Source organism: Brasilonema sp. UFV-L1 (assembly GCF_012912105.1).
Lineage (GTDB): Bacteria > Cyanobacteriota > Cyanobacteriia > Cyanobacteriales > Nostocaceae > Brasilonema.
The window spans coordinates 120,264-145,943 of the sequence record NZ_QMEA01000005.1 but is presented as its reverse complement, the minus strand read 5'-3'; the positions used below and the strand labels follow the sequence as shown (position 1 = coordinate 145,943).

General features: G+C 42.4%; 27 protein-coding genes and 2 pseudogenes. 15 read left to right on the top strand and 14 right to left on the bottom strand.

The features are described 5' to 3' along the window. Nucleotides 1-37: 37 nt before the first annotated feature. The 4 genes and pseudogenes from DP117_RS35895 to DP117_RS03155 form a co-directional block, all read right to left on the bottom strand. A pseudogene (locus DP117_RS35895) lies at nt 38-321 on the bottom strand (response regulator); the annotation flags it as partial. 177 nt (nt 322-498) lie between these two features. Then, nucleotides 499-1,185: an NYN domain-containing protein gene (locus DP117_RS03165; RefSeq protein ID WP_169216876.1), complete on the bottom strand. Its 687-nt coding sequence runs from the start codon at nt 1,183-1,185 to the stop codon at nt 499-501. A gap of 972 nt (nt 1,186-2,157) precedes the next feature. Then, entirely contained in the window at nt 2,158-2,364 is a 207-nt protein-coding gene (locus tag DP117_RS03160; RefSeq protein ID WP_348982990.1) for a ribbon-helix-helix domain-containing protein, read from the bottom strand. A 591-nt stretch (nt 2,365-2,955) separates the two neighbouring features. Continuing rightward, entirely contained in the window at nt 2,956-3,432 is a 477-nt protein-coding gene (locus DP117_RS03155) for a hypothetical protein (RefSeq protein WP_169216875.1), read from the bottom strand. Nucleotides 3,433-3,770: 338 nt separating this feature from the next. Here DP117_RS03155 and DP117_RS03150 point away from each other — a divergent pair, with 338 nt between their 5' ends. From DP117_RS03150 to DP117_RS03130, 5 genes are all read left to right on the top strand, one after another. Beyond that, nucleotides 3,771-4,844, top strand: coding sequence for a metal ABC transporter substrate-binding protein (locus DP117_RS03150; protein WP_169216874.1), 1,074 nt, complete (start codon nt 3,771-3,773; stop codon nt 4,842-4,844). Nucleotides 4,845-4,932: 88 nt separating this feature from the next. After that, nucleotides 4,933-5,769: a metal ABC transporter ATP-binding protein gene (locus DP117_RS03145; RefSeq protein ID WP_169216873.1), complete on the top strand. Its 837-nt coding sequence runs from the start codon at nt 4,933-4,935 to the stop codon at nt 5,767-5,769. Nucleotides 5,770-5,777: 8 nt separating this feature from the next. Further along, nucleotides 5,778-6,632, top strand: a complete 855-nt coding sequence (locus DP117_RS03140) for a metal ABC transporter permease (protein ID WP_169216872.1) — start codon at nt 5,778-5,780, stop codon at nt 6,630-6,632. Between the two features lie 462 nt (nt 6,633-7,094). Next, nucleotides 7,095-7,901, top strand: coding sequence for a DUF3050 domain-containing protein (locus DP117_RS03135; RefSeq protein WP_169216871.1), 807 nt, complete (start codon nt 7,095-7,097; stop codon nt 7,899-7,901). A 280-nt stretch (nt 7,902-8,181) separates the two neighbouring features. Next, nucleotides 8,182-8,931: a globin family protein gene (locus DP117_RS03130; protein ID WP_169216870.1), complete on the top strand. Its 750-nt coding sequence runs from the start codon at nt 8,182-8,184 to the stop codon at nt 8,929-8,931. Between the two features lie 128 nt (nt 8,932-9,059). Here the strand turns inward: DP117_RS03130 and DP117_RS03125 are convergent, their stop codons facing one another. The 4 genes from DP117_RS03125 to DP117_RS03110 form a co-directional block, all read right to left on the bottom strand. After that, nucleotides 9,060-9,890 carry an ABC transporter ATP-binding protein gene (locus DP117_RS03125; protein WP_169216869.1) on the bottom strand — a complete coding sequence of 277 codons (831 nt, stop codon included), beginning with the start codon at nt 9,888-9,890 and terminating at the stop codon, nt 9,060-9,062. 44 nt (nt 9,891-9,934) lie between these two features. Beyond that, nucleotides 9,935-10,732 carry a cobalt ECF transporter T component CbiQ gene (cbiQ, locus tag DP117_RS03120; RefSeq protein WP_169216868.1) on the bottom strand — a complete coding sequence of 266 codons (798 nt, stop codon included), beginning with the start codon at nt 10,730-10,732 and terminating at the stop codon, nt 9,935-9,937. After that, a complete protein-coding gene (locus tag DP117_RS03115; RefSeq protein WP_169216867.1) occupies nt 10,716-11,030 on the bottom strand; it encodes an energy-coupling factor ABC transporter substrate-binding protein in 315 nt (104 codons plus the stop codon). The genes cbiQ and DP117_RS03115 overlap by 17 nt, the downstream gene beginning before the upstream one ends. Nucleotides 11,031-11,147: 117 nt before the next feature. After that, nucleotides 11,148-11,912, bottom strand: coding sequence for an energy-coupling factor ABC transporter permease (locus DP117_RS03110; RefSeq protein ID WP_248277504.1), 765 nt, complete (start codon nt 11,910-11,912; stop codon nt 11,148-11,150). A gap of 488 nt (nt 11,913-12,400) precedes the next feature. On the opposite strand from DP117_RS03110, the gene DP117_RS03105 reads away from it, so the two are divergent. The 8 genes from DP117_RS03105 to DP117_RS03070 all read left to right on the top strand — a co-directional run bounded on the left by DP117_RS03105 (nt 12,401) and on the right by DP117_RS03070 (nt 19,759). Continuing rightward, complete coding sequence (locus DP117_RS03105; protein WP_169216866.1) at nt 12,401-13,411, top strand: multicopper oxidase domain-containing protein; 1,011 nt, start codon at nt 12,401-12,403, stop codon at nt 13,409-13,411. Nucleotides 13,412-13,623: 212 nt separating this feature from the next. Further along, nucleotides 13,624-14,184, top strand: a complete 561-nt coding sequence (locus tag DP117_RS03100; RefSeq protein ID WP_169216865.1) for a phycobiliprotein lyase — start codon at nt 13,624-13,626, stop codon at nt 14,182-14,184. Between the two features lie 662 nt (nt 14,185-14,846). Then, nucleotides 14,847-15,695, top strand: coding sequence for a phycobilisome linker polypeptide (locus tag DP117_RS03095; RefSeq protein ID WP_169216864.1), 849 nt, complete (start codon nt 14,847-14,849; stop codon nt 15,693-15,695). 273 nt (nt 15,696-15,968) lie between these two features. After that, complete coding sequence (locus DP117_RS03090; RefSeq protein WP_169216863.1) at nt 15,969-16,724, top strand: phycobilisome rod-core linker polypeptide; 756 nt, start codon at nt 15,969-15,971, stop codon at nt 16,722-16,724. Nucleotides 16,725-17,147: 423 nt separating this feature from the next. Next, nucleotides 17,148-17,912: a phycobilisome rod-core linker polypeptide gene (locus DP117_RS03085; RefSeq protein WP_169216862.1), complete on the top strand. Its 765-nt coding sequence runs from the start codon at nt 17,148-17,150 to the stop codon at nt 17,910-17,912. A gap of 221 nt (nt 17,913-18,133) precedes the next feature. Continuing rightward, the gene (locus tag DP117_RS03080; protein ID WP_248277503.1) at nt 18,134-18,709 is read left to right on the top strand and encodes a phycobiliprotein lyase; all 576 of its coding nucleotides are present in this window, start codon (nt 18,134-18,136) and stop codon (nt 18,707-18,709) included. An 81-nt stretch (nt 18,710-18,790) separates the two neighbouring features. Beyond that, nucleotides 18,791-19,396, top strand: coding sequence for a chromophore lyase CpcT/CpeT (locus tag DP117_RS03075; RefSeq protein WP_169216861.1), 606 nt, complete (start codon nt 18,791-18,793; stop codon nt 19,394-19,396). Nucleotides 19,397-19,408: 12 nt separating this feature from the next. Continuing rightward, nucleotides 19,409-19,759: a CpeR family transcriptional regulator gene (locus DP117_RS03070; RefSeq protein ID WP_248277502.1), complete on the top strand. Its 351-nt coding sequence runs from the start codon at nt 19,409-19,411 to the stop codon at nt 19,757-19,759. Nucleotides 19,760-20,011: 252 nt separating this feature from the next. On the opposite strand, the gene DP117_RS03065 is transcribed toward DP117_RS03070, so the two are convergent. Together DP117_RS03065 and DP117_RS03060 are read right to left on the bottom strand one after the other, a co-directional pair. Next, nucleotides 20,012-20,581, bottom strand: coding sequence for a cupin domain-containing protein (locus tag DP117_RS03065; RefSeq protein WP_169216860.1), 570 nt, complete (start codon nt 20,579-20,581; stop codon nt 20,012-20,014). Between the two features lie 509 nt (nt 20,582-21,090). After that, a complete protein-coding gene (locus DP117_RS03060; protein WP_248277501.1) occupies nt 21,091-21,267 on the bottom strand; it encodes a nitroreductase family protein in 177 nt (58 codons plus the stop codon). 25 nt (nt 21,268-21,292) lie between these two features. Between DP117_RS03060 and DP117_RS03055 the strand changes: the two are divergent. Both DP117_RS03055 and DP117_RS03050 read left to right on the top strand, forming a co-directional pair. Then, nucleotides 21,293-21,698: pseudogene (locus tag DP117_RS03055) on the top strand (transposase); the annotation flags it as partial. Nucleotides 21,699-21,812: 114 nt separating this feature from the next. Further along, nucleotides 21,813-22,079 (top strand): Uma2 family endonuclease, encoded by a 267-nt coding sequence (locus DP117_RS03050; protein ID WP_339381300.1) that lies wholly within the window; start codon nt 21,813-21,815, stop codon nt 22,077-22,079. A gap of 144 nt (nt 22,080-22,223) precedes the next feature. On the opposite strand, the gene DP117_RS03045 is transcribed toward DP117_RS03050, so the two are convergent. The 4 genes from DP117_RS03045 to cpeB form a co-directional block, all read right to left on the bottom strand. Then, the gene (locus tag DP117_RS03045; RefSeq protein WP_169216859.1) at nt 22,224-22,835 is read right to left on the bottom strand and encodes a HEAT repeat domain-containing protein; all 612 of its coding nucleotides are present in this window, start codon (nt 22,833-22,835) and stop codon (nt 22,224-22,226) included. Nucleotides 22,836-22,846: 11 nt separating this feature from the next. Beyond that, nucleotides 22,847-24,124, bottom strand: a complete 1,278-nt coding sequence (locus DP117_RS03040) for a HEAT repeat domain-containing protein (protein WP_169216858.1) — start codon at nt 24,122-24,124, stop codon at nt 22,847-22,849. 377 nt (nt 24,125-24,501) lie between these two features. Further along, nucleotides 24,502-24,996, bottom strand: a complete 495-nt coding sequence (locus DP117_RS03035) for a bleomycin hydrolase (RefSeq protein ID WP_169216857.1) — start codon at nt 24,994-24,996, stop codon at nt 24,502-24,504. Nucleotides 24,997-25,069: 73 nt separating this feature from the next. After that, nucleotides 25,070-25,624 carry a C-phycoerythrin subunit beta gene (gene cpeB / locus DP117_RS03030; protein ID WP_169216856.1) on the bottom strand — a complete coding sequence of 185 codons (555 nt, stop codon included), beginning with the start codon at nt 25,622-25,624 and terminating at the stop codon, nt 25,070-25,072. Nucleotides 25,625-25,680: the final 56 nt, after the last annotated feature.

Genomic DNA, 25,680 nt, shown 5'->3' with positions numbered 1-25,680 from the left:
AACCCGCTTCTGCTTTGGAAAGTTCTTGCAAATGGTTGACTAAGCGCTCTAAACGCTTGGTTTCTTTTGCTAGTCGTAAATAAATTTCTGAATATATGGGTCTTTTCCACCAGGTTTCTGACGAATTCTTGCACAAACTTCCAAATCATCTAAACCAGGAATCATTAAATCTAAAATAATTAAATCTGGTGATTGCTACTGAAAGATTCGTAAGGCGTTCAAACCGTCGCTGCTTATGCAACAGGAAAAACCTTCTTTTTCCAAAGACATTTGGATTAACTGGGCAATTTCAGGCTCATCTTCAATAATTAAAATGTTCATATTCTACAGTAGGCAAGCAAGATATGGATAGTCATTTTCTGGCTTGCCATTGTCACTGATATTTGAGAGTAAAACTTTGAGTTGACAGTTCAGTAATAGTCGAATTATTTACAATTTGTTACTATGTTTTTCTCTATAGCGAAGTCTGGTGTAAGCCGTCCTTAGAAAAACCTTCTTTTACAAACTAGAATTCGACAAAGACCGGTAATTGTAACAGGGATGGGAATCTTTTTGAATATTTTGTTTGATTGTTTCTATGTCAACAAAATAATCAGTCACATCAATCAAACTGTCGCTCGTCATTGAGCGTATACTGACAACTTCAACTCGAACCCCTTGATACGAAAGAGCATTAACCGCATATGCTAAATCTCCATCTCCACTCACTAATACAGCAGTGTCGTAGTAAGGAGCTAAATTCATCATATCTACAGAAATTTCTACATCTAGATTGGCTTTTTTAGAACCATCTGGAAACTGTACTAAATCTTTGGTTACAACACGGTAGCCGTTTCGACGCATCCAGAGCAGAAAACCCTGTTGCTTTTCATTTGTGCGATCCACTCCAGTGTAGAAGAAAGCACGCAAAAGCTTTGCATTTTCAGTTAAACAACAAAGAAGTTTAGCGTAGTCTATTTCAAGACCAAGTTGTAAACCTGCATGAAATAAATTCGCTCCATCAATGAAAATGGCTACTCGACCACGATTGGAATTACCGAAAATGCATTTATCAACCTCAGAACCTGACATTTTTGCATCTTCTCCTTGGTTGGTTGTTTCTATGTGATGTTCTTCTTGCCAATGTGATTTCTCCTTGATTCGTTTATATTGATCTTTTTCTTTATCAAAAGCGGCAATGTTCATTGAGACCTCTGTATTTTAGATTTTGCAAGTTTTTTTTGGTAAGTTGACAATAGAGAACTTATACTAGGTGATGACCTTGTGACACAAAATGGTCCGAACATCAATTGGGTGAAATATACTCCACTCATCTTAACTTTCCATAGTCCAAAGTTCAAAAAAGGTTTTTGAGTTTATACTCTGAAGTCTCTACTTCAACAGATACGCCTGAGCTATAAAGAAGCGATATACTTGTTGATGAAGAGAATCTGAGTGAGCAATTGACTCTAATTTCATTGTAACTATGCAATCACTCATCGATATATAGCATAATATTGTCTTGATAATCTTTCTGGTCAAAATTCAAAAAATCAGCAAAATATAAAGGCTGTTTATTCTGGAAATATGTCTCACTTATTGATTGACAATCAAATCTAACTTGTACAGTGCGGCAGAAATCAGCAGTGCAAGTTGTCAGCAAGAACTGAAGGCAGAAGGCAAAAAAGCTTGTACAATAAGCTTTTTAACTTTTTTCAATTGGATAGTTATTTCCACCAACGTCCACTAGACAGTTAAAAATTTACACGAAATCTGATTTCATAGGTATTATAGCTTACCCTGCGGAAAGTACTTCATCTTAGATCAATATACTTAGAGACGTGGATTAAATAACTTGCAATTCTAAGTGTTGCTGGGGGTGATGGAGGGTTGGGTCTGAAATAGACAACAGGACCGCCTTATCCATTCATACCCAAGAAAGATTTCTCTTTGAGGCGGTGGTCAGTCGCTGGTATCATATAGTTACCAAATCTAACTAATCGAGCGCGACTGACCACCAAGGCGCTCGCATATTTGTCCATGCTTTATGAAGCGGTACGTAGCGCGACTTTACAGCGTTGATAGCAGAAAGCCCATCCCCACGCGCGGGGTGGGACGGACAGATACCTCTGTCGGGAGACCCTCATCAAGTACTGTCCTCATGAATGCGTGGCACTTTTAAGTGCCTGTTGCTAAGTTCTCAAGAGAACGAATCCATTCACGAACTAAGTCTGTTTTGGTTCGTTTTGTTTTCTTAGCATACTTCTCTAAAATTTTCATTTCATTTTCTGGGACTCTTATACTTAAATGTTTTTCTGTCATACGTATCGCAATAAGCGCTACATAGATGCTATCATTATTTGAGTGGGTAGGGTATTCAACCACTTAAAAAACCCAGAGCCGAAAGGCATCGCACCTTGAAAACTGAAGATAGGGGAGCCAGTGCGCCCTTGGGGGTCTCGCCCCCCAACCCCTTTGGGAACCCCTAAGCCCCCCGTTGTAGCACCTGGCGTGGTTCTGTGCACCGAATGCTTGCGCAGGTAAAATCTTCAAGCACCAAGTACCAGACAACCAAAGTTTTGGTCAAAACAGTACGGTAGGGCATACCGGATCTGGCTTCTGCAATGGAGCAAAAAGCTTGCGGACAGACCCACCTCTGGCATGATTAGGAAACTAATCATGGTAAGTGGACTGAGTGAACCAAGAATCCCACGGCTTTTTGTCCAAATGTTAGGCGCAGCCGTGCCGTAGGCAGCGCTTGCGCGATATTTGGGCTACCGTGGGAGTGTCAAGTTTCCATCACCCTGTTCTTGTGATGGAAGATAAAGAACGAGACGTTGAGAACGAAACCCGTGCTGTGATACGCCTTCTCATCGCAGGTTTTCAAGCTGGAATTTTGTAGATTTGCTGAACTACCAACACCCATAGTCTGACGATTGACAGTAGCACGCAAGTGCTACTGCAACCTCCTTAATCTCATTTTGATTCGCTACAGTACTTGTTCACCTCAGATGCTAAGACATCAGACTGCTTAGCAGCATCTGCAGCTGTTGTGAGAGCGGTATCGATGTCTCCTCTTGCTTTTTGAATTCTGGCTCTACCCTCTACTGAGGCTTTAGCAGTCTTAGCTGAGCCAAGAGCCTTACCTGCTGTAGCAATTGATTGACTAAAAGTCTCAAACACGTTGACAAAACTGCTCTGAAATTCTTGAAGCTTGAGGTTTTTTAACTTCAGCTCCTTGATTTCTTTGGTTACAGCTTCCAAATCCTTGGATAGTTGCAAGCTAGTTGTCACCTGCTGCCCTTTATTCTTATCAATCAAGTCACTTCCTTTGTTAATAAGGCTAATCAGTCGCTGACATTGAGAGGCTTTGCTGTCATTGCACGCACTCACTAACAAAGCCATACTCAAGCTTATAGGAACAATAACCGCATATCTACGCAAAATAGACATTAACATCTTACCATCAATAAAACCGAAACAATAGTAACCAATGATTCAGTCGTTTTTGTTGGTATTTCGATAATTTGCCTGAACTTAAGTGTACATAAGCAAAGTACAGGTCTACCTGGTTACACCTTCGTGACATCAAAACGGTAGTTACCGTTATGTAAAGCGCTTTATAGTCCGAGTTATCCCAAGCTGCCGTGTATATACATAAGGCAAAGTCTTCAGGATATCAATGACGAAAGATACTATCAAATTTTGACGATATCCCCAGGTGGAGGATTGCATTTTTAGGCAGAAAAACTCTCTATTAATGATAGAGAAATTCCTAATATTAACTGCCAATGAAAAAAATTTCTGCAATGGTGTTAGCACTGAGCTTTTCAGTGGTCGCTTGCAGTACACCAGGGAATCAAACAGTATCTTCAAGTCCGGAAGCAACAGCGACTCCTGCTCAGGCTAGAGACCAAAAAGCTCAGAATAAGCCTTTAGTTGTCACAACTGTAGCACCATTAACGAACATTGTCAGTAATATTGCAGGGGAGCGTATTCAAGTCACAGGCATTATTCCTGAAGGTACTGACTCTCACACCTTCGAGCCTCGTCCTTCGGATGCTGATTTGCTCTCCAAGGCTAAATTGATTATTGTCAATGGGTTGTACTTGGAAAGCCCGACAGCAAAACTGGCAAAAGCTTCTAAGCTTAAAGAAACTAATATTTACGAACTTGGCAATAATACTATCACCCAAACTCAGTGGATTTACGATTTCAGCTTTCCCAAAGATAAGGGCGAACCCAATCCCCACCTGTGGGTGAATCCCAAATATGCTGAAGCTTACGCTAAATTAGCTGCCGAACAGTTAACTCAGTTAGACCCAGATGGTAAAGATTACTACGATACCAATCTGAAAAACTACTTGCAACGCCTGGATGCACTAGATAAAGCAACTCGTGCAGTTGTGGAGAGCATTCCACCCAAAAACCGTAAGCTTTTAACTTACCACGATTCTTGGGCGTATTGGGCAAGAGAGTACGGCTTTCAAGTCATTGGTGCTATTCAACCATCAGATTTTAAAGAACCTTCTGCCAAAGACGTAGCAAAGCTCATTACTCAAATTCGTCAACTTGGGGTTCCTGCTATCTTTGGATCGGAAGTCTATCCTAGCAAGGTAGAAGAGCAAATTGCCCGAGAAGCGAAAGTGAAAATAGCCAACACTGCTGATGATGAATTACCTGGCGACGGATCTGCTAATGCTATTGAAAACACGAACCCTGAACATACATATATTGGCATGATGGTCAACAATCTGCGGATTCTTGCCGAAAATCTAGGTGGAAATCCTGAACTCGTGAAGAATGTCAATACTGCTAATATCGTTGGACCAACAGCTAACCAGACAAAAACTTCTCAAAAATAAATAAAAACCAAAGATAAGCCTTAAATACTTGACTTATCATTTAGTCTGAACAATGCATTCCGCCTGCTGCAAAGGTTATTTATTGCTAATGGAACAACCACTACTAGAAGTTAAAAATTTAACTTGTGGCTATGAAAACAAACCTGTGTTTACACAGGTCAATTTGTCTCTATACCGTGGTCAACTTTCTGGTTTGGTGGGACCATCAGGAAGCGGTAAAAGCACTTTAATGAAGGCAATTTTAGGGTTAATTCATCCTTGGGCTGGAGAAATTTGGTTTCGGGGAAAACGTTTGAAGCCAGGAATATCACCGTCGCGAGTGGGTTATGTACCTCAAGTGGAAACGGTAGACTGGAACTTTCCTGTCACAGCCCAAGAAGTGGTGATGATGGGGCGTTATCAAAAGCAGAGAATGTTACCTTGGGCTTCAAGAGGCGATCGCACTGCAGCCAGAGAACTCCTAGATCGCGTAGGAGTTGCTCATGTCGCCCGCCAGCCCATCGGTGAATTATCTGGTGGACAACAGCAGCGGGTTTTTCTCGCCCGTGCGCTGGTGGGAGAACCAGAAATCGTACTATTAGATGAACCTACCAGCAGTTCTGACTTGCAGGTTCAGCACGAACTCTTACATCTATTAGCCGATTTGAATCAGCAAGGTTTGACTATTTTACTCTCCACCCACGATCTTAATTCAGTCGCCACACATCTACCTTGGGTTGTGTGTTTTAATCACGGACTGATTTGTCAAGGTCAACCGCTTGATATCTTTACTCCTGCTAACCTTGAACGTACCTTTGGTGCCCAAATGGTTGTGTTTCACCAGCAAGATCGCATTTTGATCGCCAGTGGAGGAACTTCGTTGCGCCATCAAATGCAAAGCAACTTGCCTCCAAGCTTACTTCAAGGTCAATCAAAGTCTGCCTGATTTAACATATGAATCTTATATTTGAACCCTTCCGCTATGAATTTTTCAGCCGTGCCATTTTAGTTGGGATGATGGCAGGTTTATTATGTGGCGTGATGGGTGTTTATATTACAACTCGTCGGATGAGCTACATTGCTCACGGTTTATCTCATGCTATTTTGGGTGGCGCTGTATTAAGTTATGTCTTGGGACTTAATTTCTACATTGGTTCTGGAATATGGGGATTTGGTTCTGCTGTTTTGATCCAATATTTGACTGGACGCAAAATTTACTCAGATGCAGCAATTGGTATTGTCACCACCGCGAGTTTTGCTTTGGGGGTAGCTATTATCAGCACCTACCGGAAGTTCAGCCAAAATTTTGAAGCCGCTTTGTTTGGTAATGTGCTGGGAGTTTCTCCAACAGATTTATGGGTTGTGACAGGCGTAACCGTTGTTTTGCTAAGCTTGGTTTTCTGCTTTTATCGCCCTTTATTATTTTGGTGTTTCGACAGAGAAGTTGCTCAAGTTCACGGTGTTCCTGTCTTTTTTATGGATACACTCTTCGCTTTGATGCTGGCGACAATGCTTGTCGCAACGCTGAATGTCTTAGGTGTGACTCTGATTATTTCGGCGGTGGTGATTCCCGCTTCAATAGCACGGTTGTTGAGTAACCATTTTGGTTACATGATGATTCTTTCTGGTTTTTTGGGAGCTGCGATCGCCTTTATCGGTATTTACTTAAGCTACTACTTCGACATTGCCTCTGGTGCTAGTGTTGTGCTGCTCTCAACTATGATATTTGCTTGCGTATTGCTTTGGAAGACCTTTCAAAATCGTCGTAAACGCTATTCACCACCTGTTTTGTCACAACACTACAAATGAGAAGGCAGAGTTCAGGACTCAGAATCAGTATTCTAGTGATTTTTGTTTATTTAAAAACAAAACTAATATTTGATTCTCAGTAGCAATATTTACTAATACGTAGATATTATGTATTATATTACATGATGTTAGATTTCAGTATTTCTCATACCAGGGATGTTGAAAAATTATTGAATGTATACTCACAGAAACTCTGAAAAACAGTACTTAAAAGTGTCAGTAAATATATTTACATGAAGAAAAAAAGAAACAATCAAAGCAGAGGGATTGCCAAGTATTGCTAATGACAACAATAGTACTTGAAGAAGAACCCAGGAGCGTTTCCCCTGCCTACGTTCCTGAGGACAGAATTTTTTGAGGATTATACTATTGATGTTTGAGCTATAAATACATTGCTTAACTTTCTAACATCATTACAATTAAAAAGTAGAGTACATTCTATCAAATCTAACATTCTACCATATGTCAGACCGTTATTTACAGTTGATAGACTTTATTTATCCACTGAAACATCATCTGGTTAATCATCGAGTTTATACTGAGCTTGTGGACTTGTACTCTCTACAAATTTTTATGGAATCTCATAGCTTTGCAGTATGGGATTTTATGTGTTTAGTAAAAACACTTCAAAGAAAACTTACTTGTGTAACAGTACCTTGGTTACCACCAAAAGACATTTTTTCAGCTCGATTAATTAACGACATAGTTTTAGCTGAAGAAACTGATGAAGTTTCACCTGGTGTATTTATAAGTCATTTTGATCTTTATCTTGCTGGAATGCGTGAGATTGGTGCTAATACAATTCCTATTCAAAGTTTTATCGAGCAACTTCAAAATGGGAAATCTGTACAATATGCTCTGGATAGTGTCACAATTCCATCTGCAACTAAGGGATTTGTCCTCTCGACTATGAAAGCAACTTCTAAGTTAATTCACGAAGTCGCTGCTAACTTTTTGTTTGGTAGGGAAGATGTTATTCCATTCATGTTTCAACGCATCCTTAAAAGCTTAGATAATTCCAGATTCAACTGTCAGCAGTTATCTCTTTATCTAGAACGACATACCCATCTTGACGAGGACGTTCATGGACCAATGGGTGAGCAACTTCTGAAAAATTTATGTGGGGATGATGATGAAAAGTGGGAACAAAGCGCTATAGCTGCTCAAGAAGCTTTGTTATTCCGCATTTCTCTTTGGGACGGAGTGGTACTTCATATATTGAATGGTAAACGAAAAACTAGAGGAAGTCTCACCAGGTTGACTCTGTAGTCATCGCGGCGTTCACGTCGCAGCTAGTGACGTGAACTGAGTGGTCTTGGAGGGTTAAAGATACCCTCATCACCCGTTGAAACGATAAAACAGTAAAAGGCTTGGACGATTTATCCAGCTTTATCCAATAAAATTATAACTGAAGAAGCATTTAGAGCTAACGGCGCAGCGTATCCGTAAAAACTTACAGATGAGAACAAAGGTCATCTACCATAAACCCACAGTATAACTATTTACAAAGGTGTGTTCATCACATCTGAATATTTACAAGGTTTAAGCCATGTCTTTGAATTTCAAGATTCTGCAAGAAAGTTTTGCACTCATTAGACCGCACGCAACAAAATTTGCATCTAGATTCTATTACAATCTGTTTAATCAATATCCCGATCTGATGCCCTTATTTGCCAACACCAATATGGAGCAGCAGAACGAGAAGTTAATACAAACTTTGGTATTGGCAATTTACAATGAGCGTAACCTTGCTTACTTAGCAACTATACTAAGGGATTTAGGAGCAAGACATGTAAGGTATGGTGTCACGCTAGAACAGTATCCAATGGTAGGTGAGATGCTGTTAAAAACCTTTGAAGAATATTTAGGAACACACTGGACTCCAGAAGTGAAACAGGTGTGGACAGATGCTTATGCAGAGATAGTGAAGCTCATGCAAGAAGGGGCAAAGTCTTATGAAGAAAATCCTGAATTGGAGAATGAATTCAGAAGAATAAGTATCAACCCAGAAACAATAGAATTTGACTCGATAGAACCTTCTGTGACTACGTCTAGCTTTAATAATGATGAAGACAAGAATAATGAGGATATCTACAATGTAGAGAATGTATCGCAACCGACTACCAACCCAAACACGATGAATTCTGTTGCAACACCAACTTCTGTTACTACATCTAATAAATTGAACTTGAAGTTATTATTGATTATCGTTACAATTACTAGTGTATTGGGCGTTGGGCTGATATATGGTTTCAGTTTGGTCAAGGAACGACAAGAAATTATGACTCCAAAAGAATGAATAACCAACATTTTTAAAAATCTGAAAATTCAAGATTTTTACTTGTTATTGTTTCGTATGGTGCACATTTGCGTAAGCACAGAGTGTAAGCACAGTCTACTTTGGTGTTCAGATTCTGATTTTGAGCACTAAAAATAACGAAACAAATTCAATATTCGTTGTCGTAACCGTTCTAAAACAGGTCCTTCTTCAGCAACTCCGTCAGCAAATAACATTTCGTATATCAGTGGGACTCCTAACTGTAACTCTTCTAAAAGTGTACGTTGAGTAAACACATCTTGTGGCTTTCCTTCTAACAAAAGTCTTCCTCTATCCATGACTAATATCCAATCTGCCCAGCGATAGACTAAATCGAGATCATGAGTTGCCATCAAGATTGTTGTTCCAGATGCATGAATCTTTTTCAGAGTTGCCATTAAGTTACGCGTGTGTAGTCTATCCAAATAAGCAGTGGGTTCATCTAGCAATAATAGTTCTGGTTTTAGCACCATCACATCTGCTATTGAAACTCGTTTTTTTTGTCCCAAACTAAGATGATGGACTGGTCTTTGAGCAAGTTCAGTTAATCCAAATTCTACCAAAGCCTGCTCGACTCGCTGTTGAATTTCTACTTCTGGTAACCCCAAATTACACAAGCCGTAAGAAATATCTTCTTCAACAGTAGAGGCGACAAGTTGTTGTTCTGGATCTTGAAAAATCAATCCGACTTTTTGCCGTAACTTCATGAGGTAGTCACGGTTATATTGCAGTGGCTTACCCTGCCATGATATTCTTCCTTTATGAGGTTTATATAGACCATTAGCTAACAAAAATAATGTGGTTTTACCACACCCGTTTTGACCAATTAATGCACATCTTTTCTGAGCAGGGATTCGTAAAGTCAGACCATTTAAAGCCGACTGTTGTCCACCTGGGTAGGTATAATGTACCTGCTCAAATTCGAGTAACCATTCCTGCATATTGTCACCATTCTATAGATGCCTACAGGCTGAAATTTGTGAGGCTACGAAAGCAAGCTGTTCCATTCCAATCCTATTAACACTGCACATCCAACTATCGCTTCTATAGCGTAGCGCTTTGATGTTTGATAGCGATGCGGATGCCAAACCCGCAATTCTCCATTAAAACCTCGTGCTGCTAAACTTAAGGAGACTTGACGATAATTTTCTATTGTTCGCTTTAGTAATTGTCCAATCAACAGTGCTAAACTTTTCATTCCAGTTCTAAAAGTTCGATAGCCACCACGAGATTGTTGAGCTGTCCATAACTCGGCTGTGGTATTTAAAAAGACAAAAATAAAGCGGTACATCAGCAATAAAAGTTCTGTTAAAAGTACTGGAACTCCTATGCGACGCAAGATTTGCAAAAGTTCTGAAAAGGGAATAGTTAGCATGATAAAGTATAGGCAGGATAAAGAGGCGAGCGCTCGCGTTAAAATAGTCAATCCCTGCTCAATACCTTTGTGACTGATGTATACATAATAAGAGCCAAAACTCAACCCAGCGACTGAATCATTTGGCACTAAATGTATATGAGAAAAATCTACTCCATTCATGACTAAAGCAGGTAAACTCGTTAACCAAAATAGAGTAGCAAAATAAACTAATTTCAGATAAGTTTTAGCAGGAATCCCTGCATAAATAACAGTCCAAACGCTTATCCAAACTGCAATCAAAACTTGAACGAAAGGATGAGCAAAGGCAGTAATGAGTAGCAAAGCAGTTGCAAACAGCAATTTTTGTTCTGGCGGTAACCAACGTAAGCGATTTGTGTAAGCTAAGGTATCAATCTGAATTTTCATTTTGTTTTTTGCTTTGTTCAGAACGCCCCTTATATAATCCAATAACATAGCCAATCACACCAGCACCTATTGCTGCTTGCACACTAAACATGAGGCTTTCAACTTCTCCACTGGGCAACTCAATTAATGATTTAAACCAAGGTTCATATTGAGGCTGTATTTTTTTGATTTCCTCTTCAGCTTGACCATCTGCACCACCAAATTCTGCACCTTTGATTAGCAGAAGTGGACTGACAGTTAATAGGACTACTGCTAACAACAACAGCCAGTTATTCCATTTTTGATTTTGCTTAGTCATGATATTTCATATCAGCATGAATGATTGACTCGTCATGTGTAAGATATCAATTAACAGTTAGTTGTTAATTAGCAAAAAAGATAACTCAATTAATCTCTCACTACTTTCTACCATTTATTAGCTCTTGGTTTTCATAATATTTAACATTTCTAATTCTTGATGACCATAGTTAGAAAGCCAATTCCAAACTAAAACTGTCAACAACCCTTCACTAATTGCTAATGGTACTTGTGTGACAGCAAAAATTCCCGCAAATTTAATAAATGATGCCATAAAACCACCCGTGGCTGCGGGAAAAGCAAGAGCCAATTGCACAGAAGTCACAAGATAGGTTGTCAAATCTGCAACAGCAGATGCTAGAAATATCGCTAACCTTTGCTTGCCACTTTGCATAATCAAGCGGTATAGCCAGAAGGCAACAAATGGTCCTACAATTGCCATCGAAAATGCATTTGCCCCTAGTGTTGTTAACCCGCCATGCGCTAATAGTAGTGCTTGAAATAGCAATACCAAACTACCTAGCACTGACATAGCTAAAGGTCCAAATAGCACTGCTCCTAATCCTGTGCCTGTTGGATGCGAAGAACTACCTGTGACTGAAGGCATTTTCAATGCTGACAGCACAAAAGTAAAGGCTCCTGCTAATGCTAGAAGTAATTTTAGTTCAGGATTGGCTTTGGTGATGCGAGTGAGCGATCGCAATCCTAAAATGAAAAACGGTAATCCGACAATCCACCAAAAAACTGCCCAGCTAGGTGGTAAAAAACCTTCCATAATGTGCATGGCGTACGCTGGTTTCGGTAAGCACACAATCAAGTAAAAACTCACCATTGCCATCAAGATGAGACTCACTAACCTTGATATGACTTTTGACTTAGGCATAATTTTTAACACAATAACGACCTGCAGATGCTCAAGCTTTTAGTGTAAATCGGTGGGCGTCTTGACTTTAGAAATATCCTTCTGAGCGAAGGTTCCCGTTTTTGTAGTTAAGCATACGGAGATATCCTATAGCAAAAAGGTCTTAGCTACCATTTTGCCTTCAGCTACTAAGAAATACGCATCATATATTTTTGGTTGATTTTTTGTTGTTTTTAAAACAATAATATCCATGTGACTACGGTACGCAAGAAAGAAAAAGTTAAAATTCTTTCACGAGACCTTTTTTAGAATTGGAATCGCGAGTTGATAACGTTAAAAAAATTAGGCTTTTTTTATTGATAATCATTATCACACAGATAAGCATTTTGAAGAATATTGACAATTATTATTAATTGTTTTAGTATTCCATCAGGAAATAATCGAAAAATTAGCAACGTTATCAGCAATTTCATATTGCCGCTAGTTATTTACTAGTTATTTATACAATCATGCCTAACCATTCTGTTTTAGAGCAAGAAAGACTATGGAGCCGCCGTAATCTGTTGATGTTGGGCTTAGCAGGTACTGGTGTGGCTGGTGCGGCATTATGGCAAATACTGAATTCTCGAAGCCAGTCACGGGTAAAAGTGCCACCAATGGAGATGCAGACAACTGCTGATTTAGCAACCCCCTCCAAGATGGTACGAGAATTTGACTATGGTACGGTAAAGCGAGAAAATGGACGTGTCATTCGAGAATTTCGATTAACTGCTGGTACTTCTGCGATTCGGCTTAATAGTGCTGTTTCTTTCAACATTTGGGATTTAAATGGTCGGATACCAGGACCAACACTTAGGGCAAAACAAGGCGATCGCGTGCGGGTTTTGTTCTTCAACCAGGCGGGACATTCCCACTCTCTACATTTTCATGGCGTTCACCCCTCAGAGATGGATGGTATTCGTCCAGTTCGCCACGGTGCAGCAACGATCTATGAATTTGACGCGGAACCTTATGGCGTTCATTTGTACCACTGTCACATTGAACCAGTTACTCGTCATGTTGCAAAGGGGCTATATGGAATGTTTATCATCGATCCCCCCACTCCACGTCCTCCAGCAGATGAGATCGTACTTATCATGGCTGGGTATGACGTGAATGATGACAGTCGTAATGAACATTATGCCTTCAACGGTCTGCCCGACTACTACATAGATAATCCTATCCGCATTTATCAAAATCAGTTGATTCGACTGTACGTCCTGAATATCATTGAATACGACCCAGCAGTCACCTTTCACCTACACGCCAACTTTTTTAAGGTTTATCCCACAGGAATGACAACCAAACCGTCTTTTGAAACTGATGTGATTACAATGGGGACAGCCGAACGACACATCTTAGAATTTGCCTTTCGCTATCCAGGTAAGTATATGTTTCATCCTCATCAGGATGCGATCGCCGAAAATGGATGTATGGGTCAATTTGATGTCATAGCTCAAAGCAATCAAAAGATGACGTAACATCAGACTTAATGGTTATCCAATTCATCTACTATTTGTTATTCAATGGGACAATAGTTTTTTGCAATTCTATTTTGTAGTTAATTTTAGATGACTACCCGAATAGATAACTCATCAAAGTGAGTAATGCCGAGCAGTACAGATCGGTGTTACCCACTTGGCTTCAGCGTCAAGTTATACTGTAGCAAAAGCACTCTGGAGATTTGGTTGAGATGGATTCTATCCAGCAGTTCCAACAGTTTTTTGAAGCGTGTGTCGGTAACTGGACCACGGAACGTACCTACCATTACTTGAGCGAGCAAGAAGTAGAGCGATCACACACAGAATTTGTCATCCAACCAATCACCTCACAAATCAAAGCAAAGGTTTTGTCTGATAACGGGTATGCGACTCCGCCACTTTTAGATAGTCTACCAGGATATCATCTTGCTTTTGAAACCGTGTCCGAAAAAGGCGAGAAAGCTGCCCATGCACTGAATATGCTGTTTGTCTACGAGCAACCTGACTCCCTGATTTTGCAAGGCGACTATCTGCGCGATCGCGCCTACGAAGAAGCCCGACCGATGATCGCTAAATTTTGCTTTGACCCACAAAAGCGAGAATTGCTCATGACCACAACCTACACCCGTGTTGTGTCAGTGGACTCGATCACGCTGATTAACCCAAATCTCCGCATCCGCCGGATTCTTAACTATCACCGTCCTCCCACAGGACAATCTCTACAAGATGTCGTACTCGTGGGTTTTGGAGTTGAACAAAAAACTCATGCTTAAAACAGTACACAGTACACAAGTCAGGAGTCAGGAGTCAGGAGTCAGGAGCGGAGCCACCAGCCCTTCGGGTTCACAGTCGCCTGTTGTCGGGAAACCCTACCAAGAGCGCTGCTTCACCGCAGAGCCTCCGGTCAGAATAAAAGAGTTAATTGATTCTTCTATTCTGAATTCTGGATTCAGCAATACTGAATACTTCTTCAAACTGATAACTGATAACTGTTAAGTTTCTCATAATCTTTACAAGTTAATAAAGAAACGTTAATTTTTATATATTGCGAATGCTTACCTGGTGACTAGAGTTCTAGATGCCAGGATAGTCCAGTTTGAAAAACTAAATCTGGACTGTTGTCGCTATCGCAGCTTTAAACAAAAGCGATTGACTGCATCACAGTGATGTATGAGTGATGTCAAACTGATGTAACTAATCTACACAATAAAACTCCATGATTCTTAATATTTTTGGTTACAACGTTATATGAAGATTGAGGTTGTGCAAGGTGTCAAACCTTGGTAAAGGGTTAAAAAACTCAGTTTTTCTAGCTCTTGGAGTCAATAAAAACTCTAAACTCTAAAATTTGTTGCTTGAAAAAGCAATTCAAAATTTACTTAATCTTTTGAGACAATCGCTCTCAGCTTACGTCGTTAATCAGGAGATGAGCTTAATGCCTTTTGGACCAGCGTCACGCTTAGGAGTTAGCTTATTTGACGAAACCCCTCCACAGGAGTGGGTTCCCGGTCGTTCTGACGCAGAAGCAGAAACCCTCATCCAAGCCGTCTACAGGCAAGTGCTGGGTAATGCATACGTCATGGAAAGTGAGCGGCTAACAGTGCCAGAGTCACAATTTAAACGTGGTGAACTCAGTGTTCGTGAGTTCGTCCGGGCTGTAGCAAAGTCCGATCTCTACTTCTCCCGCTTTGGTGACTGCCCTCGCTATCGTTTTATCGAGCTAAACTTCCGGCATTTGCTCGGTCGCGCCCCCAACAGCTACGATGAAATGAAAGCTCATAGTGCCATTCTGGATGCAGGTGACTTTGAAGCTGAAATTGACTCCTACCTTGACAGTGACGAATATCAAAACACCTTCGGTGAAAACTTGGTGCCTTACATCAGAGGTTACAAGACCGAAGCATTGAGCCATATGATTGGTTTTACCCATACCTTCCAGTTAGTGCGAGGTGCTTCCACTAGTTCTCTCAAAGCAGATTTGGCAGGTAAGACACCAAAACTCAACTCATTAGTCATTAATGCAACGCCAACCGCAGTCGTTCCGCCAGGAAGCACCTTCCGTAACCCACCAGTAGGTGCGCGTGTTCGTCTTGGTGTTGGGGCAACTGAAGAAGGTAAAGTTTACCGCATCGAAGTCACTGGCTACCGTTCAAATGCCGTGAATCGGGTTTCTAAGTTCCGCCGTAGCAATCAAGTTTATTTGGTGCCGTTCGAGAAACTTTCGGAAGAGTATCAACGAATTCATAAACAGGGTGGTGTGATCGCTAGTATCACACCTGTATAAAAAAGAATTAGCAATGAGCCGTGATCTGGTGCATTGAGCAGATAGTGCTGTTGTGAAGCAGCGCTGTTGCGAGAGTTTCCCACGCCCAGGCGACAGTGCAAAGTACACACCCTTGGCGTGTTCAAAGGATACACTCATGAGTCCTATGCCAGCAGGGCACGTAGCAAACAGACTGTGTAAACGTCGTAGCGGTGCCGTAGGCATAGGTTTGACTCATAGCTATGAACTGAGTTTTGAATTCTGAGCAAAGTATTAGGAGTATTCACGTAAATTATGGCAACAATAACACCAATAGAACTCTGGCCCACTCGCACTCTGGAGGATGTGCAAGCAGTCATTCGGGCTGTTTATAAGCAGGTTTTAGGCAACCCTCATGTGATGGAAAGTGAGCGTCTGGCGTCAGCAGAATCACAACTAAAAGATGGTAGCATCACTGTACGGGAGTTTGTCCGCGCAGTTGGCAAGTCTGATTTTTATCGCTCCCGCTATTTTGAACAGTGTGCTCCGTACCGTTTTATCGAGCTAAATTTTAAACACTTCCTCGGTCGTCCACCCCAATCTCAAGCAGAAATTTCTGAACACATTGTTCGTTGTGTGGAAAAGGGATACGACGCTGAGATTGACTCCTACATCGATAGCGAAGAGTACCAGTCAGCATTTGGCGAAAATGTTGTACCCTACAATCGCGGAGTGCAAACACAAGTTGGTCGGAGTCAGGTTACATACAACCGGACATTCGCTTTAGATCGTGGTCCTTCTCAAATCAGTAGCGCGGTTAAGTCATCTCAACTGGTTTATGCAGTGGCTACCAACAGCCCGAACAAGATAAAACCAGCAGATGTTAGCCTTGGTGGTTCAGGTGAAGCGAACAAAAAGAAATTTAAGATTTTAGTGCGGGGTTCCAAGTTTGATAGTCCGCGCCGGTTCAGCACCACCGAATACATTGTTCCTGGTGACCGGATGACCCCTCAAATTCAGCGGATTAACCGCACCGGTGGTAAGATTGTCAGTATCACTGAGATTGTCTAGACTTTAATCTTTAAAAATTGCATAGGCATGTCCTTTGCAATTCAACAGAGCGATCGCCCTTGTTGTGCCAAGCTTGTTTACACAAGAACAGGCTTAAGCGTTCCAGAGAAACCGGGCAAAGTCGCTTTGTGACTTTGGGCAGTAGGGTACGCGGCTTGGGCGATCGCCTTTTAGAAATCAAAAATTGTCTTCAAAGGCGATCGCTCAAAGGATTAAAATTTTAGATGACGCCGTGCAATGACTCATGGAGCCGTTTCCTTACAAAGGACTCAGGTTAGTCATTTGCTGTAAATACTCAAAATTAACCTCGAACCTATCCAATCAGCTTTTAAGTCATTTTTCCTTTCGACGATTAAATCACTCCCAGCGATTGCTCAACTGTATCAAACTCAACAATAAAAACTCTTTTTAGGAGGAATTCTCATGGCACTTTGGATTGCAGATGCAGAATCCGTTGAACTACGCGCCAATACCTCAGAAGATGAACTACAGATCATCATTCGATCTGTCTATCGGCAAGTGCTGGGCAATGCCCACATCATGGAAAGCCAACGCCTCAGCAGTGCAGAATCCTTGCTACGCAATGGCGACATTACCGTCAGAGGATTTGTCAGAGCTGTTGCTCAATCCGAACTCTACCGCTCATTGTTTTTTGAGACTTCATCTTCCTACCGTTTCATTGAATTGAACTTCAAGCATCTGCTGGGACGTCCTCCGCTTGACCAAGCTGAAATTTCGGAACACGTCCAAACTTACAATCAGCAGGGCTACGAAGCCGAGATCAACTCCTACATTGACAGTGATGAGTATATCCAGAGTTTTGGCGAAAACCTCGTTCCTTACTCACGTGGTAATCGGACTCAAACTGGCATCAAAAATGTCACCTTTAATCGTACCTTTGCTTTAGACCGGGGATTCGCAGCCTATGATGCTGCTGGCAAAAAGGCAAAATTGATTAGCGATGTGGCGGGTAACCTCCCAACAAAAATCAAATTCCCAGCAGTTGGCTCTGGAGCTTACAGCAACACTGGCAAGCGTTTTCGGATTACTGTTTCCAAGGGTAGCTTTAATCCCCGTATGAATCAGGGCAAAGTCACTTTTGAAGTTGGCTACAACCAAATGTCACAGAAGATTCAGAACATCCAAAAGACTGGCGGCAAAATCCTCAGTATTACTGAAGTTGCTTAAATAATAATCCGGACAAGAGCTATGAGTCAACACTAACCAGTAAACAGAGCTACCAAGACGATAACTTTTGACTGGTAACTGTTCGCTGATTGATATGGCTTTTGGCTCTTGTCCTTCACCCCAAATGTCAGTTCTTCCCTCTTGATTTGATAAATCACAATCGTCATTAGTCACACAACGTTTCAGAATCGGCAGCAAGGTGGCAAACAAACAGCCAAAAAATGAGTGGTTCTTCTGTTGCGAAAACAATTTATTGCATGAAACCGATGGATATTACGCAGTTTGTTGAGCTTTCAATTGGACGTTGGCGATCGCAGCGCAGTGCTCATCATTTGGCATTTAGCCACTTTGAAGCTGTACAATCAGTCATTGATATCGTCACCCTCTCGCCGGATGATTCTGCTGTTATCGACCTTTGTAAATCCTACAAAATTGACACAACCCAGATAGTATCTCCTTTTCGGATGACTTGGGAAGGACAATCGGATTGGGATGAAAACGCAGAGATTAAAGGGAGTAGTATCTTGGTACCAGTTCCCGATCCTAATGTCCCCAATCAGGGCAAATTACTCAGAGATCAGGGATACGCTGAAACCGTAGCCGCTGCTGGTGACTATCACATAACAGAAGACGGGACATTTGTGCTGCTGACGACATATGATCGGGCGGCGGCTGAGGAAAAAATCTGGTTTGCCAATCCAAACTTACGATTTCGGGTATCACTCATCAAAACGAGTGGTGGAAGTGGAGTGGTGACTGCTTCCTTTGCCTCAGAAATTCGTTCGCTGTCTAAATAGTTCAGTAAGCGAGTTAATATTTATCAATTATAACTGATACTGGTAACTGACAATTCATAACTGACCTCACAACGCACGATCATGACTTCAGTAAAAGCCAATGATTTCATAACGCTGGCTCAATGGATGGCAGGTGATTTCAGTAATTACAAGCAATCCTACCAGAACCCTCAGCAATTTGCTCATATCCATATCTTTTTTCGTCCCTTACCTTTTGAATTTTTCAACGCGATTGGTTTTTACTCAGAACAAGTTTATGATCACGACTTATGGAGCCCCTATCGTCAGGGAGTGCATCGATTAGTTGATCAAGGAGAACAAATTTATATTGAAAATTACGGTCTTGACGATCCATTGCTCTATGCAGGAGCAGCACGGGAATTAAGTATTCTTAGAACAATCACACCCGATTGCATCGAACGACGATATCACTGCTCTATGATTTTTAAACGAGAAGGCGAAATGTTTCGAGGTAGTGTAGAGCCAGGAAACAAATGCCTGATCGAGCGAAAGGGATGTTTAACCTATCTGATCAGTGATGTGGAGGTTACGGAAACAACGTGGGTTAGCCTTGATAAAGGTATGAATGTTAATACCCATCAACAAGTCTGGGGTTCTACCTTTGGGGCGTTGCAGTTTGAGAAGCGTGAAAGTTTTGCAAATGAACTTCCTGTTGATCGTCTTTGAAGCAACTGTTTTATGAACGCATTAGGTGAGCAAACTGCAGCTGGGGTAAAAATAGGGATGTTACCACCGGAAGCTCAAAAAAAGATGCAATGCTGGATCCGGAGCCGACATCTGATCTGTTGCGGAAATTTTTTTGTTTTTGAATCGGTTGATTATAGTGCGGTGGAACGATTTTCAGAGTGTATTGCAGCGCTGGGAGGAGCGTTGTTATCCATTGAACCCATTGGCAAAATCTGGATGGGTGATCATCGTCAGGTGATTCTTTATCGGGCGAAAGCAAGTTTACATACACCTCATCATACCTTAAAGCAATACTGGCTGAAATACGGTGGTTTTCGGACAAGATTTGATGAACGTGTTTAAGAAAATATATGATATATAGCCGCAAGCGGTCAGAGGTAACAAGTGGGTTCTTTTGTTATGGATAAATAAATAAATTATCCATCTTGTGGGGTTGGCATCTTGCCCGCCCTTATCCAGAGGCAGGCGAGACGTCTGCCTCCACAAAAAGCAGTTGGATATTTTTTTCTTTGGAAGTTCCTTAACTTGTTACAAATGCGGTTCGAGTGACTCCAGCAAACGTGGAGGTAGCATCCTGAGTAGCTGCTAATAGCATTAGGACTGAGATGAGCGTTTCTTGACAATCGTCACAGGCTTCTCAATCTTCGGTAGGTTGCTGAAGAAATCGGCAGAAACACCAAACACCGCCGCCATAACATCGTTTGGCATGAGGCTAAGTGAGTTGACAATACCGATGTCGTTGCGTGGCTCTGGCAGACTACTGTTAAACAGAACCAGGACAACCAGGTCTTCATCATCGCTGGCATTTTCAAAGTAGTGAAATAAGCCTTGAGCAGCGAACACAATATCGCCCTGATCGGCTTCAAAGGTATAATGCTCCTGTTGAAGCCCTTGAATCGCCCACTTAGCCTTCCCAGATACCACGTAGTTCAACTCCCACGCACTCGGATGCCAATGGGGTTCCCGAATGCCGCCAGGTTTGAGGCGGATTAAATAGGTGGCTCCCTTTTGATCTGCAAGAGCAGGCCAATTGTCTCCGTTTGCACCCCGTAGATCTCCTCCGTCAAATGTACTCGGAGTTAAAGCCTCAAGATGAAACAGGTAGGGGCATGAGGGATCTACACCCCCATTCACATTCTTGGGACCTGTACTCGCATTTGTCATATCTGTATCTCCTTTTTTAGATAGGTAACGCAAGTTGCTAGTTAGTACCCCTAAACAGTATCTTAAAGATACAAAAACTTGGTTTTCAAGTATTGCGAGTTACAAAAAGCTAAAGCTTTGTACTTAAAAAGGGGCGCTTTTTGATAACTAGCAACTTGGGTTAGGTAAAACGTTGATGTTCAATAGCCTCACTAATCAGAGTGGTCGATGGTTAACACATCGCCCTTTCAGACATATCATCGTTCTATTCATTGGACTATCTGGCAGTGGAGTGCCCGAATCGATGCGTAAGTGCTAGCACTTACGCATCATATATTATATATATCATACTATTTTTGGGCTTTTGAGCCTTGTCTAACACTCAACACAGTAAATTACGCAACTAAATCAGAGTTGTACGAACCTGTATTTCTCACAAGTTCCGTGATTGCCCAACCGGCTGTGCGCTCCGCGCAATCGCACTCCTCATAATCTTTACTCAGAAAAAGTTTTGCCATTATTTTCAGTCATTAACGATCTCGGCGGACGCCTTGAGCAAACACCATCCGCCACGGCTGAATATTTGAATTCGACGGCGCACACTGCGCTACAGCGAGGGCTTCATAAAGCAAAGCCCGTGGCACTGGTTGAGATAAGAATTTGCGTGTTGAGTGCCGGTCTTTGATAGTTTGATCTCGATCAAACATATTAACTGTACGTTCGCTCAATTTTGAAGTCACCAATTACTTATGCAAAAACCACGCCGTGATAGTAATTGAAGACTTGAATATTTCGGGTATGATGCAAAATCATGGATCTTGCGAAATCCATATCTGATTGCGGATTCTATGAATTTAAGCGGCAGCTTGAATACAAATGCAAGAAGTTTGGAAGCAAGTTAGTTTTAGCAGATAGATGGTATCCGTCTTCTAAAACCTGTAGTAATTGCGGTTGCAAGAAAGAATTCCTGTCGCTGAGTGAACGTGTTTATTCATGTGAACATTGCGGACACATAATGGACAGAGATTTAAACGCTGCAATCAATTTGAGCCAGTGCTCCGCTTGTGTTAAGCGCGTTGTAGGCGGAACGCCTTCCCGCAGGGTAGCACCTGGCGTATCGCGAAGGGCTAAGGCGTGAATGCTTTCTGTTAGCGCAGCGGCGCGTTAGCGCGGGATAACCGCTCCCATGCTCCCTATGAAGAAAGAAGTAAATGTCTAGACTTGTCTAGGTTTTATATAGCAGAATTGATGAATGTGTCAGTCACCACCGCTGTTGATTGTAGAAGTCGTCAGTCTGGAGTTGATAAAACGGGATTATCGCTACAAACGCTCTGAATACGCAGCACTGGAAGTCCCTGAATATTGGATTGTAGACCCAATGGAAGCGAAGATTTCAGTATTGTTGTTAGAAGAAGGGCTGTATGAAGAAACAGTGTTTACCAATAGCCAAAGAGTTATATCACGGACTTTTCCCGAATTGGCGATAGCTTCGCTGCTGCCTTCGGCAGATCGCTCCTGAGCAAGTGTTTAGCGCTGATCTTTAAAAGTGAGTTTCCAAACATCCTTTGTTTATTTCAACTTGATAGCGATCTGCCGAACGCTCATGCGCAAAGCGCTTTGCAAAGTAAGACAAGCGGAGCGCTCCGGCCCCCTAAGGGGCTAGCTATCGCCGAGCATTCAAATTAATCACTTGCTCCAAACGAGATAACGCACTCAACGCCGACTCCCGTACATAAGAATCAGCAGAATCATCAGTTGTCAAAGCTTTGAGGACTTCTATTGCTCGTTCATCTCCAGTTGAAGCGAGTGCGTTGACGACTGACACCGCCACCGCTACATTATCTGTCGTTTTCAGCGCCTGGGCCAAGATATCAAAAGCAGGCGAACCAACCTCACCCAATGCCATTACAGCAGCAATATGAACCACCGGATTGGAGTCATTGATTGCAATTTGCAATCCTTCCAAACCTTCGCTTGGAAAAGGAACGTCTGGATAGTTAACTGCAATTTGTGCTAAAGCCTTCGCACAGCTACCCCGCACAGTCACATTGTCGCTGTTAAGTAACGATTCTACCAAAGGTGGTACACTATCTACACCAATCATCCCCAATGCCTTGACTGCTGCTCGACGATAGACGACATCTTCGTCATTAAGAATGCTCATCAGGCGAGGAATCGTATTTTCATCGCGGTTTTCTGTCAACTGTAGCATTGCTCGTTCCCGTAGGTTGGGATTGGGATGTTTGAGTTGTTCAAATAGCGAATCTACTGTCATGGGTTTTATCGTTATAAGGATGCAGGAGTGTGAGTTGCTTTGGCTCGAATTAACCAGTTGTTGTCATTTGCCACAATTGCATGAGCAGTGGTATCGCCGAGTTTTTCTAAAGCCATTAATGCAGCATACTTCAAATCCCAGATTTTCGTCTCCAGAACAGCTTTCAAAAGGGGAATAGCACTAGGATCGCCGAATTCACCTAGAGCGATCGCCGCCCCTGCGCGAGATTTTTGAAACTGAGGTTCGCGATTGTGCAACGCTTCAACAAGCAAATCATAGCCTGGAGCATACTTTAGCCATCCCAAGAGTTTCATCACATGGTAATGCGCCCCATAGTCGTTGTGAGCGTGAGCAGTATAAGTTGCCATAAGAGCTTCACCTGCACTTTCAGGATATGCTTCTAGTAAGGTCTGAGTTGCCAGATAACAACGCCCAAAATCGGTGTCATACAGTTCCCGAATCAGGAATTCTACTGTTGGAGTCTCGTCGTAAGCGTGTACTAACCTCAATGATTTTGGATGGTCAAAAATCACCTGCTCTAGTGACGGTTGAATCTCTGTAAAAGTTATCGCTCCGGCTGGAATACCAGCTTCTGCCAATAAACGAATCCCGCGCAGCCGAAAGACAAGTGATACAGGACATTGGGCTATTTGAGGAATCGCATCGTAATACCGTGAGTCAATCAAATCTTGGATGCACAACCGACGCGCATAAACATTCGGGTGTTGGAGTAGCGCTATCACCTGATCGATAGTCGTGTAGTCCCCAGTAAAGCGACAAACGGCAGAAATTGCTGCACTTGCTGTAGGTTTGTCATTGCTATCTACAAATTTGCGGATGCGTTCCAGTGCTGGCTGATAATCTAAATTTGCCAGAGTATGAATAATCACCCGATAGGTTTGCCCTGGTTTTTCGAGCAATTGAGCGATTTCTTCGAGTATGTCTGAGTCTTGGGTGCCAATCTCACCAATAGCCCATACCGTATTTTCAACTAGATAACAGTCTTCATCTGCAAGACATGTACGGATGACGCTTAAGGCTTGCTGTGCTTGCAACTTCCCCAGCGATTCCACTGATTTCCGTCGCACGATGCGGTTATCTAGGGAGGGGTCAGTGTTCTGTACCGCCCTCATCAGCGCGTTGATAGAGCGCTCTGTCGGGAAGTTTACCAACTCGGAAGCAGCCACGTAGCGAGAGTCATCCTCCGCCAACTGGTCTAGAGGCGTATCCAAGAGCGCAATAGCCTCTTCTTCGGTTAATCCAAAAAGGTTGGAAAAGCGCTTATCCATAAGTTACCAGTTAACAGTTAACAATTACCAGTTACCAGTTATCAATTATCGGTGACGACAACCTGCTGCAGGGGGATCTCCCTCCGTAAGCATCTGGCGTATGCCCAGAGGGCACGCTTTGCGCATACCCGGAGGGTAAGCTTGTTCACCCTCCGGGGAAGACCTCCGGTCTCGCTGCGCGTTCCGCCAGTCGCCTGGGCGTGGGAAACCCGCCTCATGCGCGCCCTTACTCACTGATAACTGATGACTGATAACTCATGAAAAACATAAACCTGGGGATTCTCAAACCAATACTTAACCTCTTTTGGCAAAGCACTAGATTAAGAATCCCCAGGACTGACGAACCTAAGTCCAATCAGCAGAGATTATGAACTCACCTATGAGAGGGAGTTGATAACATAGTCGAGCAGAGAGTTGTATTCAACCAAAGCTTGAGCGGACATATCGCGAGGAGCGCAACCACGGTTACGAGCAAATCTCAATGCTTCAACGTAAGGAGCGGTAGGCAGATCTAAAGCACGATAAACTTCACGACCACCAGCAATACCCCACTCATCCAATGGACCAGTACCGCCAACTACCAAGCTGTACTGAACTAGGCGCATGTAGTGTTTGATGTCGCGCAGGCACTTGTCTTTTTTGACTTGAGTGCTGTTAGCTTCACCATCATTGTTCAGGTAAGGATACTTTTTGATGCAAGCATCGTAAGCTTCTTTAGCTACGTTGTCGAGATTACCACTGAGCTTTTCAGCAGCTTCTAGACGAGCGCTAGCACGTTGGATGCTACCTTGAAAGGATTCTAAGTCAGAGGTGCTGGGGAAACGACCAGCAGCATCAGCAGCTGCGATGACTGTCGTAACAACTGATTTCATGTTTTGATATCTCCAGAAATAGATATTTAACCGTTTATTTCAATTCAAGAGCGCTAATTGCTTCGGCTGTTGTTTAGCTCAGAGCAGCAATAACACGATCAAAGTAGCTAGCAGCTTCAGCTGTTAAAGCAGAGCAGTCACCTTGAATAGCTCCCATTTTGCGGAATTTCTTACCACCATTAGCTTCTGTATTGGTGTCGTTGATGTGAGCCAATGAGCTAGCTTTCATGATTTGAACTGCACGTACTGTGGAGGTGGTGGGTACGCCCAGAGCTGCATAGGTTTCTTTCAAACCATTCAAGCAACGATCATCGAGAACAGAAGCATCACCAGCCAACAAAGCGTAGGTGACATAACGCAGGACGATTTCACCATCGCGCAGACAAGCAGCCATGCGGCGGTTGGGGTAGCAGTTACCACCAGCTTGGATCAAGCCTTGGTTTTCACAAATCATCCCAGCGATCGCATCAGAAACGATACAGCTAGCGTTGCTAGCAATCGCGTTCACAGCATCAAGACGCTTGTTACCTTCAGAAACAAAGGAGCGAAGCGCACTAATTTCGCCTGAGCTTAGAGTGCCAGTTTTTGCATCTGCCGCAACAACGGCTCTGGAAAATGCGTCGAGCATTGAACTCTCCTTATCTTCTATGTTCTTAACCTTGCCCTAGACAACACATCTTTGGA

Coding starts and splice junctions, on each gene's coding strand:
- DP117_RS03165 (WP_169216876.1), bottom strand. CDS start 1,185: ATGAACATTGCCGCTTTTGATAAAGAAAAAGATCAATATAAACGAATC.
- DP117_RS03155 (WP_169216875.1), bottom strand. CDS start 3,432: ATGTCTATTTTGCGTAGATATGCGGTTATTGTTCCTATAAGCTTGAGT.
- DP117_RS03150 (WP_169216874.1), top strand. CDS start 3,771: ATGAAAAAAATTTCTGCAATGGTGTTAGCACTGAGCTTTTCAGTGGTC.
- DP117_RS03145 (WP_169216873.1), top strand. CDS start 4,933: ATGGAACAACCACTACTAGAAGTTAAAAATTTAACTTGTGGCTATGAA.
- DP117_RS03140 (WP_169216872.1), top strand. CDS start 5,778: ATGAATCTTATATTTGAACCCTTCCGCTATGAATTTTTCAGCCGTGCC.
- DP117_RS03135 (WP_169216871.1), top strand. CDS start 7,095: ATGTCAGACCGTTATTTACAGTTGATAGACTTTATTTATCCACTGAAA.
- DP117_RS03130 (WP_169216870.1), top strand. CDS start 8,182: ATGTCTTTGAATTTCAAGATTCTGCAAGAAAGTTTTGCACTCATTAGA.
- DP117_RS03125 (WP_169216869.1), bottom strand. CDS start 9,890: ATGCAGGAATGGTTACTCGAATTTGAGCAGGTACATTATACCTACCCA.
- cbiQ (WP_169216868.1), bottom strand. CDS start 10,732: ATGAAAATTCAGATTGATACCTTAGCTTACACAAATCGCTTACGTTGG.
- DP117_RS03115 (WP_169216867.1), bottom strand. CDS start 11,030: ATGACTAAGCAAAATCAAAAATGGAATAACTGGCTGTTGTTGTTAGCA.
- DP117_RS03110 (WP_248277504.1), bottom strand. CDS start 11,912: ATGCCTAAGTCAAAAGTCATATCAAGGTTAGTGAGTCTCATCTTGATG.
- DP117_RS03105 (WP_169216866.1), top strand. CDS start 12,401: ATGCCTAACCATTCTGTTTTAGAGCAAGAAAGACTATGGAGCCGCCGT.
- DP117_RS03100 (WP_169216865.1), top strand. CDS start 13,624: ATGGATTCTATCCAGCAGTTCCAACAGTTTTTTGAAGCGTGTGTCGGT.
- DP117_RS03095 (WP_169216864.1), top strand. CDS start 14,847: ATGCCTTTTGGACCAGCGTCACGCTTAGGAGTTAGCTTATTTGACGAA.
- DP117_RS03090 (WP_169216863.1), top strand. CDS start 15,969: ATGGCAACAATAACACCAATAGAACTCTGGCCCACTCGCACTCTGGAG.
- DP117_RS03085 (WP_169216862.1), top strand. CDS start 17,148: ATGGCACTTTGGATTGCAGATGCAGAATCCGTTGAACTACGCGCCAAT.
- DP117_RS03080 (WP_248277503.1), top strand. CDS start 18,134: ATGAGTGGTTCTTCTGTTGCGAAAACAATTTATTGCATGAAACCGATG.
- DP117_RS03075 (WP_169216861.1), top strand. CDS start 18,791: ATGACTTCAGTAAAAGCCAATGATTTCATAACGCTGGCTCAATGGATG.
- DP117_RS03070 (WP_248277502.1), top strand. CDS start 19,409: ATGAACGCATTAGGTGAGCAAACTGCAGCTGGGGTAAAAATAGGGATG.
- DP117_RS03065 (WP_169216860.1), bottom strand. CDS start 20,581: ATGACAAATGCGAGTACAGGTCCCAAGAATGTGAATGGGGGTGTAGAT.
- DP117_RS03060 (WP_248277501.1), bottom strand. CDS start 21,267: ATGTTTGATCGAGATCAAACTATCAAAGACCGGCACTCAACACGCAAA.
- DP117_RS03050 (WP_339381300.1), top strand. CDS start 21,813: ATGTGTCAGTCACCACCGCTGTTGATTGTAGAAGTCGTCAGTCTGGAG.
- DP117_RS03045 (WP_169216859.1), bottom strand. CDS start 22,835: ATGACAGTAGATTCGCTATTTGAACAACTCAAACATCCCAATCCCAAC.
- DP117_RS03040 (WP_169216858.1), bottom strand. CDS start 24,124: ATGGATAAGCGCTTTTCCAACCTTTTTGGATTAACCGAAGAAGAGGCT.
- DP117_RS03035 (WP_169216857.1), bottom strand. CDS start 24,996: ATGAAATCAGTTGTTACGACAGTCATCGCAGCTGCTGATGCTGCTGGT.
- cpeB (WP_169216856.1), bottom strand. CDS start 25,624: ATGCTCGACGCATTTTCCAGAGCCGTTGTTGCGGCAGATGCAAAAACT.